This is a genomic window from Microbispora rosea (assembly GCF_044460045.1).
Lineage (GTDB): Bacteria > Actinomycetota > Actinomycetes > Streptosporangiales > Streptosporangiaceae > Microbispora > Microbispora rosea.
Map to the genome: position 1 here is coordinate 508,954 of NZ_JBITJO010000003.1, position 14,127 is coordinate 523,080.

The 14,127-nt window shown below is 70.3% G+C and carries 11 protein-coding genes; 5 read left to right on the forward strand and 6 right to left on the reverse strand.

Going from position 1 to position 14,127, the window contains the following annotated elements; translation table 11 throughout:
- The first annotated feature begins 58 nt into the window (after nt 1-58).
- The 3 genes from ACIBK1_RS14680 to ACIBK1_RS14690 are packed head-to-tail and all read left to right on the forward strand — an operon-like array spanning nt 59 to nt 5,208.
- Nucleotides 59-1,099, forward strand: a complete 1,041-nt coding sequence (locus ACIBK1_RS14680; protein WP_396735099.1) for an ABC transporter ATP-binding protein — start codon at nt 59-61, stop codon at nt 1,097-1,099.
- Nucleotides 1,096-2,451, forward strand: coding sequence for an ABC transporter permease (locus tag ACIBK1_RS14685; RefSeq protein WP_396735102.1), 1,356 nt, complete (start codon nt 1,096-1,098; stop codon nt 2,449-2,451). Before ACIBK1_RS14680 ends, ACIBK1_RS14685 begins: the two co-directional genes overlap by 4 nt.
- 3 nt (nt 2,452-2,454) lie before the next feature.
- Complete coding sequence (locus ACIBK1_RS14690) at nt 2,455-5,208, forward strand: bifunctional YncE family protein/alkaline phosphatase family protein (protein WP_387073000.1); 2,754 nt, start codon at nt 2,455-2,457, stop codon at nt 5,206-5,208.
- Nucleotides 5,209-5,318: 110 nt separating this feature from the next.
- Here ACIBK1_RS14690 and ACIBK1_RS14695 read toward each other — a convergent pair whose 3' ends face one another.
- The 4 genes from ACIBK1_RS14695 to ACIBK1_RS14710 form a co-directional block, all read right to left on the reverse strand.
- Nucleotides 5,319-6,494, reverse strand: a complete 1,176-nt coding sequence (locus tag ACIBK1_RS14695) for a glycosyltransferase family 4 protein (RefSeq protein WP_030506930.1) — start codon at nt 6,492-6,494, stop codon at nt 5,319-5,321.
- Entirely contained in the window at nt 6,491-7,378 is an 888-nt protein-coding gene (locus tag ACIBK1_RS14700) for a sulfotransferase family protein (protein WP_030506929.1), read from the reverse strand. Before ACIBK1_RS14700 ends, ACIBK1_RS14695 begins: the two co-directional genes overlap by 4 nt.
- Nucleotides 7,379-7,454: 76 nt before the next feature.
- On the reverse strand, nt 7,455-7,964 hold the full coding sequence (locus tag ACIBK1_RS14705; RefSeq protein ID WP_143734400.1) for an HAD domain-containing protein: 510 nt from the start codon (nt 7,962-7,964) through the stop codon (nt 7,455-7,457).
- Between the two features lie 123 nt (nt 7,965-8,087).
- Nucleotides 8,088-9,527 carry an endo-1,4-beta-xylanase gene (locus ACIBK1_RS14710; RefSeq protein ID WP_396735107.1) on the reverse strand — a complete coding sequence of 480 codons (1,440 nt, stop codon included), beginning with the start codon at nt 9,525-9,527 and terminating at the stop codon, nt 8,088-8,090.
- 668 nt (nt 9,528-10,195) lie between these two features.
- Between ACIBK1_RS14710 and ACIBK1_RS14715 the strand changes: the two genes are divergently transcribed.
- Complete coding sequence (locus ACIBK1_RS14715) at nt 10,196-11,506, forward strand: extracellular catalytic domain type 1 short-chain-length polyhydroxyalkanoate depolymerase (protein WP_396735110.1); 1,311 nt, start codon at nt 10,196-10,198, stop codon at nt 11,504-11,506.
- Nucleotides 11,507-11,611: 105 nt separating this feature from the next.
- On the opposite strand, the gene ACIBK1_RS14720 is transcribed toward ACIBK1_RS14715, so the two are convergent.
- Together ACIBK1_RS14720 and ACIBK1_RS14725 are read right to left on the reverse strand one after the other, a co-directional pair.
- The gene (locus ACIBK1_RS14720) at nt 11,612-12,805 is read right to left on the reverse strand and encodes a PP2C family protein-serine/threonine phosphatase (protein ID WP_396735113.1); all 1,194 of its coding nucleotides are present in this window, start codon (nt 12,803-12,805) and stop codon (nt 11,612-11,614) included.
- Between the two features lie 188 nt (nt 12,806-12,993).
- Complete coding sequence (locus ACIBK1_RS14725; RefSeq protein WP_030511827.1) at nt 12,994-13,692, reverse strand: methyltransferase domain-containing protein; 699 nt, start codon at nt 13,690-13,692, stop codon at nt 12,994-12,996.
- Between the two features lie 116 nt (nt 13,693-13,808).
- Between ACIBK1_RS14725 and ACIBK1_RS14730 the strand changes: the two genes are divergently transcribed.
- Nucleotides 13,809-14,075 (forward strand): hypothetical protein, encoded by a 267-nt coding sequence (locus ACIBK1_RS14730; protein ID WP_143734690.1) that lies wholly within the window; start codon nt 13,809-13,811, stop codon nt 14,073-14,075.
- The last annotated feature ends 52 nt before the right edge of the window (nt 14,076-14,127 follow it).

Below are 14,127 nucleotides of genomic sequence, written 5' to 3' on the forward strand. Positions count from 1 at the left end.
GCTGCCGTACCGATCAACGAACCTGCGATCGAGTGCCGGCTGCCGAGGAAGGACACGGATGGGAAAAGTCGACGAAAACAGGAGCCCGGCAGTCCGGGCTCGCGGGATCACGAAGTCCTTCGGCGATGTGGCCGCACTCGACGGCGTCGACCTCGATGTGGCGTACGGGCAGGTCCACGGCCTGGTCGGCCCGAACGGCGCGGGCAAGACGACGCTCCTCGGCCTGCTGCTGGGCTTGGCGGTCGCGGACGGCGGCCGCCTCGAGATCCTGGGTACGCCGGTCGGGCGGACGCTCGCCGTCCCCGGCGGCGTCGCGGGCTTCGTCGACGGGCCCGGGCTCTATCCCTCGCTCACCGCGCGGCAGAACCTCGCGGCCCTGGCCTCGCTGGGCCGGTACGACGCCGGGGGCGCCACCGGCGTCGACGACGCGCTGGAGCAGGTCGGGCTCTCCGACGTGGCCGAGGACCGGGTCCGGGGCTTCTCGCTGGGGATGCGCCAGCGGCTCGGGCTGGCCGCGGCGCTGCTCACCAAGCCGCGACTGCTCGTCCTCGACGAGCCGGCCAACGGCCTTGACCCCGCGGGCAAGCACCACGTGCACCGCGTCATCGCCGGACTCGCCGCGGACGGGGCCGCCGTGGTCCTGTCCAGCCATCGCATGGACGACCTCGCCGCGCTGTGCTCCGAGGTGACCATCCTCGCCACCGGACGGGTCGTCTTCTCCGGGCCGGTGAGCAAGCTCGCCGCCGAGAGCGGCGAGCTCGACTACCGGCTGCTCACCTCCGACCCCGCGGCCGCCCACCGGCTGGCGTCGGAGACGCCCGGGCTCCGCGTCGTGCCCGGCCGCGACCCCGCCCAACGACTCGACGCCGACGCACTCGTGGTGCGCGGGCCCGTGCCGGCCGTCGACGAGCTGGTCGTACGGCTGGTGCGGGCCGGCGTGGCGCTCCGGGAGCTGGCGCCCGTGGTGACGCCGCTCGAGGCCGCGTTCCTCGCCCTGACCGGGGCAGGCATCGCCCCTGCGCAGACCGAGGAGGAGCGGACCGGCCAGCAGGAGCGGAGCGGCCAGGAGGCGCAGACCGATCAGGAGAACCTGCGATGACCGCAACCGTCACCCAACCCCCGGTCGGCGTCCGGCCGGCGCCCGTGCTGCCCGGCTACCGGTTCGAGCTGGCCAAGCTGCTCTCCCAGTGGCGCATCCGCCTGCTGCTGCTCGCCTGCTGGATCGCTCCGGCGGCCTTCGTGGCCGCGGTGAGCCTGCAGAGCTCGCTCCCCGCCGACACGGTCTTCGGCCGCTGGATGAACGCGACCGGCTGGGCGGGGGCGCTGGTCGTACTCGACTTCTCGTGCAGCTGGGCGCTTCCGCTGCTGACGGCGCTGGTCGCCGGCGACGTCTTCGCGGCCGAGGATCGGCTGGGCACCTGGCGCCACCTCCTCGTGGCGGTCCGCTCACCGAGGCGGATCTTCGTGACGAAGGGCCTCGCCAGCCTGACCGTGCTCCTGCTGCTGGTGGCGGGGCTGGCCGCGTCGGGCGTCATCGGCGGCCTGGCCGCGGTCGGCAACCGGCCGCTCGCCGGCCTGGACGGCCATCTCCTCGCCCCGGCGGACGCCGCCGCCACGGTTCTGCTCGCCTGGGTGTGCGTGCTGGCGCCGACGGTGGCGTTCGCCGCCGTCGGGCTCCTCGGCTCGGTGGCCCTGGGCCGCTCACCGATGGGGCTGCTGATGCCCGCGCTGCTCGCCCTGGTGCTGCAGCTCGCACAGCTGCTCCCGCTGCCGGTGTCGGTGCGTACGGCCCTGCCGAACAGCGCCTTCATCGCCTGGCGCGGGCTCTTCACCAGCCCGGCGCAGACCGGCCCCCTCCTCATCGGTATCGCGGTGAGCGTGGTCTGGGCGGTCGCCGCCACCGCGCTGGCCTACCGGCTGTTCCTGCGCCGCGACTTCACCGACCTCGCGTACGACGGGTCGGGCCGGCGGGTCGTCGTGGCGGCGGTCCTGCCGCTGGCCGCACTGGTCGTCCTCACCGTGGGCGTGATCGCCGTCGCGACCCCGGCCACGGGCTCGGGGATCGAGAAGGGGAAGCTGCAGGACTCGCTCGCCACGGCGTACGCCCATCTCTATCGGCTGCAGACGCGGGAGCTCCATCGCCCCGACGTCACCGAGGCGCAGCTGGGGGCGTCCGCGTCCTGCGACAAGGGCGGCTCCCGGGTCCTCGACCGGGGACCGGGCAACGACTGGCGGTGCGTCGTGTCCTGGCACCTGCCGGGCGCGAGCGCCGTCGGCTCCGCCATCTACCAGCTCGACGTCACCGCGGACGGGCGGTACGTCGCCGACGGAGACGGACCCAAGGAGGTGAACGGCTACTTCCAGGTGCGCACCCCGGCCGGGGACGCACCCAACCCCCTCTGGCAGTTCGACGGGAACGTCGACCTGCTCGCAAGCACCCCGAAGGAATGATTCATGCACGTCACGCGCCAGCGCGTCGCCAAGGTCCCTACCGGACTCCTCAGCGGACGCACCGGCAGGCGGACCCGCCTCCTCGCGGCCGCCACCGCCGCTCTCGTCGTCACCGGCGGCGGCATCGCCTACGCGTCCACCGACGTATTCGGCACCCAGCAAGTCGGCCAGACCACCGACAAGGGCCTGGTCGTGTCGAGTGACCAGTACATCAACCCGATCGGCGAGCGTCTCGTCATCGACAACGGCAAGATCATGTCGTCCTCGCTCAGCCCGGACGGCACGCACCTCGCCGCCTCCGTCACCGACGGCGGCATGGCGCTCGTCATCGTCGACCTGAAGAACTGGAAGGTGCAGCAGGTCGTCGGCAACAACGCCGCGGCGAACCTGCGCATCACCGACAACCTTGTGGGCCAGGAAGGCCCCACGTACTCGCCCGACGGTTCGCAGCTGTGGCTGGGCCGGGCCGACGGCTTCACCAGGTTCACCGTGAACCCGGACGGCTCCCTCGCCGCCCCGGTCAACATCGCCATCGCCGCGCAGGGCTCGAAGCGCGCGCTGGTGGGTGAGCCGGTGTTCTCCGCCGACGGCAAGACCGTGTACGTCGCCGTCAACGGTCAGAACCGGGTAGTCGCCATGGACGCGGCGACCGGGGCCATCCAGCAGAGCTGGGCCGTGGGCAACGCCCCGCGTGACATGGTCATGGTCGGCACCAAGCTCTACGTCAGCAACGAGGGCGGCCGTCCGGCCAAGCCCGGCGAGACGACGATCAACTCCTACGGCACCCAGGTGCCGGCCGACCCGAAGACCGGCGCCACCACCACCGGCACGGTCAGCGTCATCGACCTGGCGAACCCGTCCGCCGTCCCCTCGAGCATCGACGTCGGCCTGCACCCGACCAGCCTGTACGTCAAGAACGGCGCGCTGTTCGTCACCAACACCGCCACCAACGACGTGTCGGTCATCGACACCGCCGCCGACAAGGTCGTCCAGACCATCGCCACCCAGCCGTGGCCGCAGTCCTCCGTCGGCTACGAGCCCGACGCCGTGACGCTCACCGACGACGGTCACCTGCTGGTGACGCTCGGCCGCGCCAACGCGGTCGCCGTCTACCGGTACACGAGCCCGCAGGAGCCGGTCAGCTACGTCGGCCTGCTCCCGACCGACTACTTCCCGGCGGAGATCACCACGGTCGGCGACCAGGTGCTGATCTCCAACACCCGTGGTATCGACGCCCGCCGCCCCACCACCGCCGCCGGGCACGGCACCCATGACACGACGTCGAGCCTGCAGCGGTTCACGCTGCCGGACGACAAGGAGATCGCCAAGTCCACGGCCACGGTCTTCGAGCAGAACGGCTGGGGCAAGAACGACGTCAAGATCGCCCACGGCAACAAGCAGAAGGCCGAGCCGGTCCCGAAGCGTCTCGGCGACCCCTCGACGATCAAGCACGTCTTCCTGATCGTCAAGGAGAACCGGACCTACGACCAGGTCCTCGGTGACATTCCGGAGGGCAACGGCGACCCGTCGCTGGCCCAGTACGGCGAGAACGTGACGCCGAACCAGCACGCGCTGGCGCGCCAGTTCGGCCTGTACGACAACACCTACGACATCGGCACCAACTCCGCCGAGGGTCACAACTGGCTGATGCAGGCCGACAACCCGGAGTACACCGAGTCCTCGGCCGGTCAGTACCTGCGCAGCTACGACACCGAGGACGACGCCCTCGGTCACCAGCGGACCGGCTTCATCTGGAGCGGTGCGCAGGCCGCGGGCAAGACCGTGCGGAACTTCGGTGAGTTCCACCAGTTCCTCACCAAGCCCTCGGGCGCGACGTGGCAGAACCTGTACTGCGACACCAAGAACATGGAAGCCACCGGGGCGAACACCGCCTACACCCTGAACTCGTCCTCGCCGATCCCGTCGCTCAACGACGTGTCGGTGCACGGCTTCCCGAAGTTCGACACCAGCGTCCCGGACATCTATCGGTACGAGATCTGGAAGCGTGACTTCGACGCCAACGGGCCGGCCAACCTGAACATGTTCTGGCTGTCCAGCGACCACACCGGCGGTCCGGTGAACGGCGCCGGCCAGGTCGCCGACAACGACCTGGCCGTCGGCAAGATCGTCGACAAGATCTCGCACAGCAAGTACTGGAAGGACTCGGCGATCTTCGTCGTCGAGGACGACTCCCAGGCCGGCACCGACCACGTCGACGGCCACCGTGCTCCGATCCAGATCATCAGCCCCTGGGCCAAGCACGGCACCGTGGACAGCCGCTACTACACGCAGATCACCATGATCCGCACCATCGAGCAGATCCTCGGCATCCAGCCGATGAACCAGAAGGACAGCGCCGCCACCCCGATGGCGGCGGCTTTCACCAACAAGCCCGACTACACGCCGTTCACCGCCCTGCCGAACCGCACGTCGCTGACGCTGGGCCTGTCGGGCTCCACCCTGCCGTCCTGTGGTGCGGACACCCCGGCGCCGCAGAACCCGGCCGCGGCGGCGGCGCCGTCGGCGAAGGTGCCCGCGGACAAGCAGGAGATCGCGAAGAAGTGGGGCGCCTGGAAGTCGCACCAGGCGTTCAACGGGCCCGCCGCCAGGGCCGACTCCGGGAACCCGGAGCAGATGAACCGCTTCTCGTGGTACGAGGCGCACGACTACAAGAAGCCCTACCCGGGTGACGGCGAGATCTACGCGCCGGACCAGGTGCCGGGCGCCTACATCCCGTCGTCGGACAACGACGGCTGACGCAGGCCGAACAGACGGAAGGGCCCTTGACCGGCGTTACCGCCGGTCAAGGGCCCTTCCCGCCTTTGCGCGAGGCGGACCGGCCGGGGCCGCGTACGCGTGCGGCCGGGTCAGCGCCGCGCCCGCGCGTCGCTGCCCGTCTTGGCCAGCAGGAGTTCGGTGAACAGGTTCTCCCACAGCGGCATGACGTTCTGCGGCGCGTACTCCCCGGCGGTGACCGCGGCGGCGGCGCCCATGCGCAGTCGCAGGTCGCGGTCGGCGATGAGCCGGTTGACGGCCGCGGCGAGGGCGTCCACGTCCCCCGAGGGGACCAGGACGCCGTCGGTCCCGTCGGTGAGCACGTCGCCGGGTCCGGTCGGGCAGTCGAAGGCCACGATCGGCAACGCGTGGGTCATCGCCTCGATCATGACCATCGGCAGGCCCTCGAACCGGCTGCTCAGCGCGTAGATGGAGGCCCGGGCGAGCTCGTCGTCGAGCCGGTTGGTCCGGCCCATCAACGTCACGTGCGCGGACAGGCCGTGCTCTTTGATCAGCGCCCGCAGAGCCGCCTTTTTCGGGCCGGTGCCGAAGACGCGCAGGCGCCACTCCGGATGTTCCTTCACCACCTGGGCGAACGCCGGCAGCAGCAGGTCGAAGCCCTTCTGCTTGACCAGGCGTCCGGCGGCGACCACGACCGGATGCTCCTGCCGCGACGGCGCCTGGTTCACCGAGTGCACCGCGTTCGGGATCCGGACGATCCTCGTGTCTGGCAGCACCTGCTCGTACTCGCGCCGGTCGCTGGGGGTCAGCACGGCGACCGCGTCGAACGCGCCGTAGTGCCGGATGATCTCCTCGCGCAGCGGGCCGGGATAGGTGCCGAGGTTCATGTGCTCCTGCGCCACCCGCACGACGTTCTTGGAGGCACGGCGCGCGGAGATGAGGTTGAGCGCCGGGCGCGTGGTGACGAGGATCCCGTCGTCGATCGAGGCCACGTAGTCGATGACGGCCTTCTCGACCCGCTCGGTGAAGTAGCCCGCGGCGAACTCGCCGTGCGGCACGATCTTGCCGCGCAGTCTCCGCCACACGCGCCGGCCGAGGGTGTCGGCCCGTACGCCGGTCCGCTGGTCCACCAGCGTGGTGAGCGCGACGTCGGGATGGAGCTGGAACTGCGGCTCATCGCGGCGGCGCACCACGCTGACGACCTCCACCTCGTGGCCGAGCGCCGCCATCGCGTTCGCCTGGTTGACCACGGTGCGGATCGTGCCGCCCATGCCGTAGGCGTGCAGGAGCATGTAACGGATCCTCATCGGCCCTCCTCCTTGGGGAGGTAGCCCCAGCTGCGGCAGATCGGTTTGAGCAGGTCGGGTATCTCGTCCGGCCCGGGCAGGTCGCGTCCCGGCTGCACCGTGCCCGACCGGATCTTGTCGCTCCAGTCGCCCAGGCCCTTCTGCACCACCTTCTGCTCGCCGTACGCCAGCATGCCGGGCTCCCACTCCACTTCGAGGAATTCGCAGATGGCCCGGGTCGTCTTCTCCGGCTCGGCGGTCAGATCCTCATACCGCACGGTCAGCCCGGTGAGCGCCTTCCTCGCCCGCTGCACCGCCTTCATGTAACGCAGCGCGTCGGAGGCGGCCTCCTCCCTGGTGCGCTTGACGGGATCGGCCTCGTACCAGGAGGCGGCGATGGAAGCGGGGTGGCGCAGCAGGAAGATGTATCGGGCGTCGGGCCAGCAGGCGGCGATCCGGGCGTACGCGAAGGCGTTGGCAGGGGTCTTGTCCACGATGGTCCGCTTGCCGCTCCGCACCAGTTCGCGGTGGAGCACCCGATCCCACAGCATGTGCTCCAGGTCCGCCTGGTTGTGGCCGAGCGCATCCATGGCCTTGCGGGCCAGCGGCGTGCCGAATCCCACGGTCAGCCGCCTGACGTGCATCTCGTGCGGGGCGTGCAGTTCGGGGTGGGCGTTCAGGATCGACCGCAGCAGGGTGGAGCCCGAGCGCACCGGGGACATGATGAACACCGGCGCGACCAGAAGGCGGTCGGCGCGAGGGTCGGCGGGAGGACGCACGAGCTCCTCCGGCGCCGCAGGAGGGGCCGGGCTCGCGGGCGACGACTGGGCGGCGGGCGGGACTCGGGTGAGCTGGACTCCCGTGAACTTGACGAGTGCGCCGTTGATCCTCCGCTGCCATGTCATGGCCCGCGAGACTACCGGGGCTTCCGGGGAAATCCCTGAGAATCCGCCCCTCGCTCACCTGTGACCCCACCATGTCCTACCTGGCGGCTTGCCGCCTCCGCGCGGTCAGCCATCGGCGGGCCGCGTCCAGGTGGGCGTCGCCGAGCCCGTCCCTGGGGTCGACCGCCACGACCAGGAACTCACCGACCCCCGGATGGCCGTGCAGGAACTCCAGATCGGCCGGGCCGAGGTCGTCGTCGAACCACACGAACGGCCGGCCCCGGACGTACTCGGCGACGTGCCAGGTCTTGAGGTTCACACCGGGCGGGCGGGGAGGGTCGCCGTCGATCGGGATCACCGGCAGCGGAGGCAGCCCGATCCTGGGGCCGATCTCCGTGTTCGCGCGTTCGCCCCAGGTCGTCGCCCAGGTCAGCGTCGCACCGGTCTCCCGGCGCAGCGCGGTCAGCTTGGCGCCGTGCCGGGGATCGAGCAGCAGGCGGAACCACTCGCCCTCCGCCACGCACTCGAAGCGGCGGAAGCGCGGCGAGGAACGTCGCACTGGGTTGAGCACCCCGTCGACGTCCAGCAGCAGCAGTGTCCCGTCCATCACGGCCATCATCCCGCCGCCGGCGTCCGCTCCTCCACCCCCGAAGGCGCGGGTGGGACAGCGCGAAACCGGACCCGGCCGGACAGCGTCCGAACCGGATCCGGTTTCTTCAGGGGTCAGGGGTCAGCTGCAGGTGACGGACGGAGTGGCCGCGCTTCCGTTGGCGGTGAAGCCGAGGGTGGTGGACGAGCCGGCCGCGACGGAGCCGTTGTAGGGGGCGTTGCGGACGGTCACGGAGGAGCCGGACACGCTCTGCGTGCCGTTCCACAGGCTGCTGATGGTCTGGCCGCCGGGCCAGGTCCACTTCACGGTCCAGCCGTTGAGTGCCGAGCTGCCGGCGTTGACCGTGACCTCGGACTGGAAGCCGCCGGGCCAGGAGTTGATCGTACGCATGGTCGCGCTGCATCCGCCCGGCTGGGGCGAGGTGCCGGGAGACGGGCTGACCGGCGGGGTCGGGCTGGGGCTAGGGCTGACCGGTGGGGTCGGGCTTGGGCTGACCGGCGGGGTGGGGCTGGGCGAGGTGTTGGGTGAGGCGTTGTTGAGGGCGTTGAGGACCGAGGTGTAGGCGGCCTTCTTGTTGCCGTTGCCGTCGAACAGCAGCGGGGTCTGGCTGGAGCGCCAGGAGTCGCTGTCGCGTACGCCCCACACGGTGATGCCGACGCAGCGGGAGACCGCCAGGCAGTCGTTGACGATGTTGGCGTAGGTGGTGGCCGAGGCGCCCTCGACGTCCAGCTCGGTGATGGCCACGTCGACCCCGAGGGCGGCGAAGCTGGAGATGGTCGTGCGGTAGTTGCTGTTGTAGGCGCTGCCGCTGTTGAAGTGGCCCTGCAGCCCCACGCAGTCGATCGGCACGCCGCGCTGCTTGAAGTCCTTGACCATGTTGTAGACGCCCTGGGTCTTGGCCCAGGTCCAGTTGTCGATGTTGTAGTCGTTGTAGCACAGCTTGGCCGCGGGGTCGGCGGCTCGCGCGGTGCGGAAGGCGACCTCGATCCAGTCGTTGCCGGTGCGCTGCAGGTTGGAGTCGCGCCGACCGCCGGTGCTGTCGTCGAAGGCCTCGTTGACCACGTCCCAGTAGGGGATCTTGCCCTTGTAGTGGGCCATCACCCCGTTGATGTGGTTGATCATCGCCTGGCGCAGCGCGCTGCCCGACAGGGACTGCATCCAGCCCGGCTGCTGGGAGTACCAGGCCAGCGTGTGCCCGCGCACCTGCTTGCCGTTCTGCGTCGCCCAGTTGTAGATCCGGTCGGCGTTGGTGAAGTTGAACTGCCCCTGGTTCGGCTCGGTCGCGTCGATCTTCATCTCGTTCTCGGCCGTGATCATGTTGAACTCACGATTCGCGATCGTCGTGTAGTTCGAGTCACCCAGCTTGCTCGCGCTGATCGCGGTGCCGAAGTAACGGCCGCTCTGCGCGGCCGCCGCGCCCAGCGTGCTCGCCGCCGCGTCGGCGGGAACCGACACCGCCACGGCGGTGATCGCGCTGAGAACGCCGAGGGCGCCGGCGAGCAGCACCCGGCCGCGGCCTGGCCGCCGGAGCCGATCTAAGGGGGTGGCGTTCGTATCCATGCCTGAGCCTCCACAACTGAACAACGGAAAGCGGACATCCGCGGGATCGGCACCGCGTCCCATCACGGGGATGCACACCACGAGGGCGTTGCGGACGGCAACCCCCCGCCACTTCACCACCGACCTGGCAGGGGGAGACCGCCTCGGGGACTCAGTCTGGAAATCTCCCCGAAATGTGTCAAGACTCTTCTGAAACTTTCGGCCACCGCGCTCGCCGAATGCGCGTCAAACGCGTTCCCATGAGCCTTCCTGCCTCCGAAAACATGGCAATTGTCGAGCCGTGCGAGGACATTTGTCGATGAAAGTTTCAGCACGACGGCGAGGCCGACAGCGGGGCCGCCGTCGTCGATAACTCCAGATGAACGACGTCCGGCCCGTGCGGCGCCGTGAAACGCGGACGCCGGTCCTCTTGACGACACCTCCCCGCTTCGTATTTGCTCCGGCGCATCACCACCGGCCGGTCGCGCGAGGAGAGGAATGGCCGACTCGTCCAGTTCGATGTTAGCGCTAACAACGCTACCTCGAGTGCCATGGAGCCTGCGGTGCCGCCTCGGAGCGAGGCCGAGCGCGCGCGGCATGCGCGTCATCTCAAGATGGAAGGACATGGCGTGAAACGAAGGCTCAGAGTCCTACTGGCGGCCGCTGCCTTGCCTCTGGCGGTTGCGGGCATGCTCCTGGGGATCCGGCCCGCCGCGGCGGCCTCGCTGACCCGGGTCACCGGCTTCGGCACCAACCCCACGAACCTGAACATGTACCTCTACGTGCCCGACAGGGTCGCCGCACGCCCGGCCCTGCTGGTCCTGGTCCACTACTGCGGCGGCTCGGCCAGCGCGATCTTCAACGGCAACGGCCACGACTACGTCACCGCCGCCGACCGCTACGGCTACATCATCGTGCTCCCCGAAGCCACCCGCAGCGAGAAATGCTTCGACGTGTCCACCCCCGCCGCGCTACGCCGCGACGGAGGCAGCGACTCCACCGGCATCATGGCCATGGTCGCCTACACCCGCCAGCGCTACAACGTCGACCCCTCCCGCATCGTGGTCAGCGGCTTTTCCTCCGGCGCGATGATGACCAACGTCCTGGCCGCCCAATACCCCGACGTGTTCTCCGCCGCCTCGGCCTACTCCGGCGTACCCGCCGGCTGCTTCGCCACCACCAACGGCTCCCTGTGGAACAGCCAGTGCTCCGGCGGCCAGCTCATCAAAACCGCCCAGCAATGGGGCGACCAGGCCCGCGCCATGTACCCCGGCTACACCGGCCGCTACCCCCGCATCCAACTCTGGCACGGCACCACCGACACCACACTCGCCTACCCCAACTACGGCGAAGAGATCAAACAGTGGACCAACCTCAACGGGCTCAGCCAGACCCCCGCCTTCACCGACCACCCCCAGTCCTCCTGGACCCGCACCCGCTACGGCAACACCTCCACCCAGGCCACCGTCGAAGGCATCAGCATCTCCGGCGTCGGCCACCAACTGCCGATGAACGGCCAACTCGCCTACGCCATCTCCTTCCTCGGCCTCGACGGCACCACCACCACGACGCCGTCCCCCTCGCCCAGCCCGACCACCACCCCCACCACGGGTGGCGGTAGCGGGCCGGTCAAGGGCGTGGCCTCCGGCCGCTGCCTGGACGTGCCCGGTGCGAGCACCGCCGACGGCACCCAGGTGCAGCTGTGGGACTGCAACGGCCAGACCAACCAGACCTGGTCCTCCACCTCCGCGGGCGAGATCCGCGTGTACGGCAACAAGTGCCTGGACGCGGCCGGCACCGGCAACGGCGCCAAGGTGCAGATCTACAGCTGCTGGGGCGGCGACAACCAGAAGTGGCGCGTCAACTCCGACGGCTCCATCCAGGGCGTCCAGTCCGGGCTGTGCCTGGACGCCACCGGGCAGGGCACCGGCAACGGCACCAAGATCCAGCTGTATTCCTGCCACGGCGGCACCAACCAGAAGTGGACCTGGAACGGCTAGCCCCACTCACACCCGCCGCCGGGGACCGCGCGAGCACGTCCCCGGCGGCGGACGGGGGTTCGGCCCTTCCGCCCCGAATCACGCGGGAGAGCGTCGCGGGGCGGGTCAAGGGCTGAGCTTCTCGTGCGCGTTGCCGTGCCACTCGACCAGCAGCACGCTCGCGTCGTCGTGCAGCCGGTTGTCGTGATACTCCAGCACGGTCCGGATCAGGCGGCGCAGCGTCTCGGGCACCGGCAGTCCGGCGGCGTTCTGCTTGATCATGAACTCGACGAACCGGCCCAGGCCGAACTCGCCGCTGTCGGGGCTGCGCATCTCGGTGATGCCGTCGGTGTAGAGAAGGATCCGATCGCCGGGCTCCAGCTGTTCGTGGCACGGAACGACGGGCAGGCCGAGGTCGAGCCCCATCGGGTGGGCGGGCGGGCAGTCCAGGGTGGACGTCCAGCGGCCGTGGCGGATCAGCACCGGCGCGTGGTGGCCGCGGTTGACCCAGGTGAACAGGCCGGTGGAGAGGTCGAGGTCGCCGATGATCGCCGTGACGAAGCGGTCGCCCCGGCCGAACTCCTCGATCAGTACGCGCTCGATCGCCTCGCTGTTACGCGCCAGGCTCATGCCCTGCCGCCGGTGGTTGCGGCAGGCGGCCACGGCGAGGTTCGCGGTCAGCCCGGCCGACACGTCATGGCCCATCGCGTCGAAGACGCTCACGTGCGCCATGGAGCCGGAGGTGGAGTAGTCGAAGGCGTCGCCGCCGATCTCGTACGCCGGCTCCAGCACGGCGCCGATGGTCACCGCCGGCGTGGCGAAGGTCAGCGGCGGCATGAGGTTCCACTGCATCTCGGCCGCCACGTTCATCTCCCGGCTGCGCACCAGCCGCGCGTGACAGTCGCTGAACGAGCGCTTGCTGACGACGATCAGCGCGATGAGGGACGCGATGTGCCGCATGCGCTCCTCGATGTCGTCGCCCTCCGACGTGGGGGTCATGTGCAGCACGCCGAGGCGCTCTGTGCCGTCCAGCACGGGAACCCACCACTGGTCGGGGGCGTCGCCCTCCGTGACGCTCCGCAGCGTGCGCACCTCCTGCAGGGCGAGCCCGGCGAGCGTGGTGTCGATCTTCAACTCCTCCGGCTGGGCGTCATCCCCGCCGGGGCCGTACAACCGGCGCAACACGCTCTGCTGCAGGTCGGCCAGGTAGATGCCGACCTCCGCGAAGCCCGCATCGCGTTTGTGGCGGTCGACCAGCGACGGGATGTCCTCGAACGCCACCAGATGGCTGTCCTCCAGCATGCCCGTCAACGCGCGCATGAGCCCACGATCATGAGAAGGGGGGATGCCCTGCTCCATCTGCCCACCCCCGTGGTCCTCCGTCACCTACCCACGATGCGCCACTACCCGTAGTGTCAGCCCGAACACCATGACGATTTGGGCGACGAATTACCCCAGTGCGGGTGGATTGCCGCGGTGTGGGCGCCTTCGGCGACCCGGCGGACCGCTCAGTCGAAGAAACGCGCCAGCCGCCGCTCGCAGGCGGGCTCCCGGCCGTCCTTCGCCGGGACGAGGTCCGCGAAGACCGTGGACTCGTCGCGCGTGACCAGCAGCGGATACCAGCACCGGCCCGCGTCGTCGGGCCGGCACAGGTGCTTGAACGTCTGCACGTCGATCAGCCTGACGTGCGTGGGGTCGGCCACCGCGTTGACGTGCCGCCACCAGGGCGCGAGGACGTGCAGCACGCCGCCCGGCCGCAGCACGCGGTGGCACTCGCGCAGCAGGGGCAGGTAGTCGGCCAGGTGTTCCAGCACGTGCACCACGAAGATCTGGTCCACCGCCTCGTCCGCCAGCGGCACTCCGTACGCCAGGTCGGCCAGCACGTCGACCACCGGGCCGGGGCGCAGGTCGATGCCGATGTTGTCGCGGTGCTGCTTGGTGCCGCCGCAGCCGAGATCGATGACGCGGGGCGAGACGCCGGCCACCCGCACCCGGTCCCACACCGCCAGCACCCCGGCCAGGCGGCCGAGACGCTCGCGCAGCACAGCGAGCTCGGCGGCGGACGGCACGTCGCCCTCGACGTGCGCCACCCCGCCGTCGAAGCGGATCCGAACGTCCAGGCCGCGCAGCCGGGGGTCGTGCGCCAGGAGGTCCGCCGCCGCCTCGTCGAGGTCCCGGTCGACCAGCTCACGCCGACGCCTGTCCATCCCGTCCACTCCTCGCTCCGATCACCTGTCGTCTACCCCCGGGAGGCCGGGGCGTACGCATGACAGGCCTTTGCGAGGATGAATGAAGGCCGTACGACGGGGGCAGGTGAGCGGTCATGCGCGATCCGCAGGCCGGGGGGACCGGCGGACAGCAGCGAGGACACGTGGGAGGAGACGCGGACGTGGTGGCGGACAGATCAGGAGCGAAGGACGCGCGGGGCGCCTCGCCCGAGCCGCTGACGCCGGAACCGGACGACGGGGGCCTGGAGGAGATGATCGGCGACGTGTCCGACATCGAGACGCCGGCCGCGGAGACGCCGCCGCCGACCGGGACCGAGTCGGCGATGCCCGAACCCGAGCCCGACATCGGCCCGACCTCCTGAGCCGTTCCGGCTCCGCGCGGATGGCGGGGCGTCGCCGCCGCCGCGACCGGCG

Excerpts from the sequence above, each read along its gene's own strand:
- ACIBK1_RS14680 (WP_396735099.1), top strand. The coding sequence starts at position 59 with ATGGGAAAAGTCGACGAAAACAGGAGCCCGGCAGTCCGGGCTCGCGGG.
- ACIBK1_RS14685 (WP_396735102.1), top strand. The coding sequence starts at position 1,096 with ATGACCGCAACCGTCACCCAACCCCCGGTCGGCGTCCGGCCGGCGCCC.
- ACIBK1_RS14690 (WP_387073000.1), top strand. The coding sequence starts at position 2,455 with ATGCACGTCACGCGCCAGCGCGTCGCCAAGGTCCCTACCGGACTCCTC.
- ACIBK1_RS14695 (WP_030506930.1), bottom strand. The coding sequence starts at position 6,494 with ATGAGGATCCGTTACATGCTCCTGCACGCCTACGGCATGGGCGGCACG.
- ACIBK1_RS14700 (WP_030506929.1), bottom strand. The coding sequence starts at position 7,378 with ATGACATGGCAGCGGAGGATCAACGGCGCACTCGTCAAGTTCACGGGA.
- ACIBK1_RS14705 (WP_143734400.1), bottom strand. The coding sequence starts at position 7,964 with ATGGACGGGACACTGCTGCTGCTGGACGTCGACGGGGTGCTCAACCCA.
- ACIBK1_RS14710 (WP_396735107.1), bottom strand. The coding sequence starts at position 9,527 with ATGGATACGAACGCCACCCCCTTAGATCGGCTCCGGCGGCCAGGCCGC.
- ACIBK1_RS14715 (WP_396735110.1), top strand. The coding sequence starts at position 10,196 with ATGCTCCTGGGGATCCGGCCCGCCGCGGCGGCCTCGCTGACCCGGGTC.
- ACIBK1_RS14720 (WP_396735113.1), bottom strand. The coding sequence starts at position 12,805 with ATGCGCGCGTTGACGGGCATGCTGGAGGACAGCCATCTGGTGGCGTTC.
- ACIBK1_RS14725 (WP_030511827.1), bottom strand. The coding sequence starts at position 13,692 with ATGGACAGGCGTCGGCGTGAGCTGGTCGACCGGGACCTCGACGAGGCG.
- ACIBK1_RS14730 (WP_143734690.1), top strand. The coding sequence starts at position 13,809 with ATGCGCGATCCGCAGGCCGGGGGGACCGGCGGACAGCAGCGAGGACAC.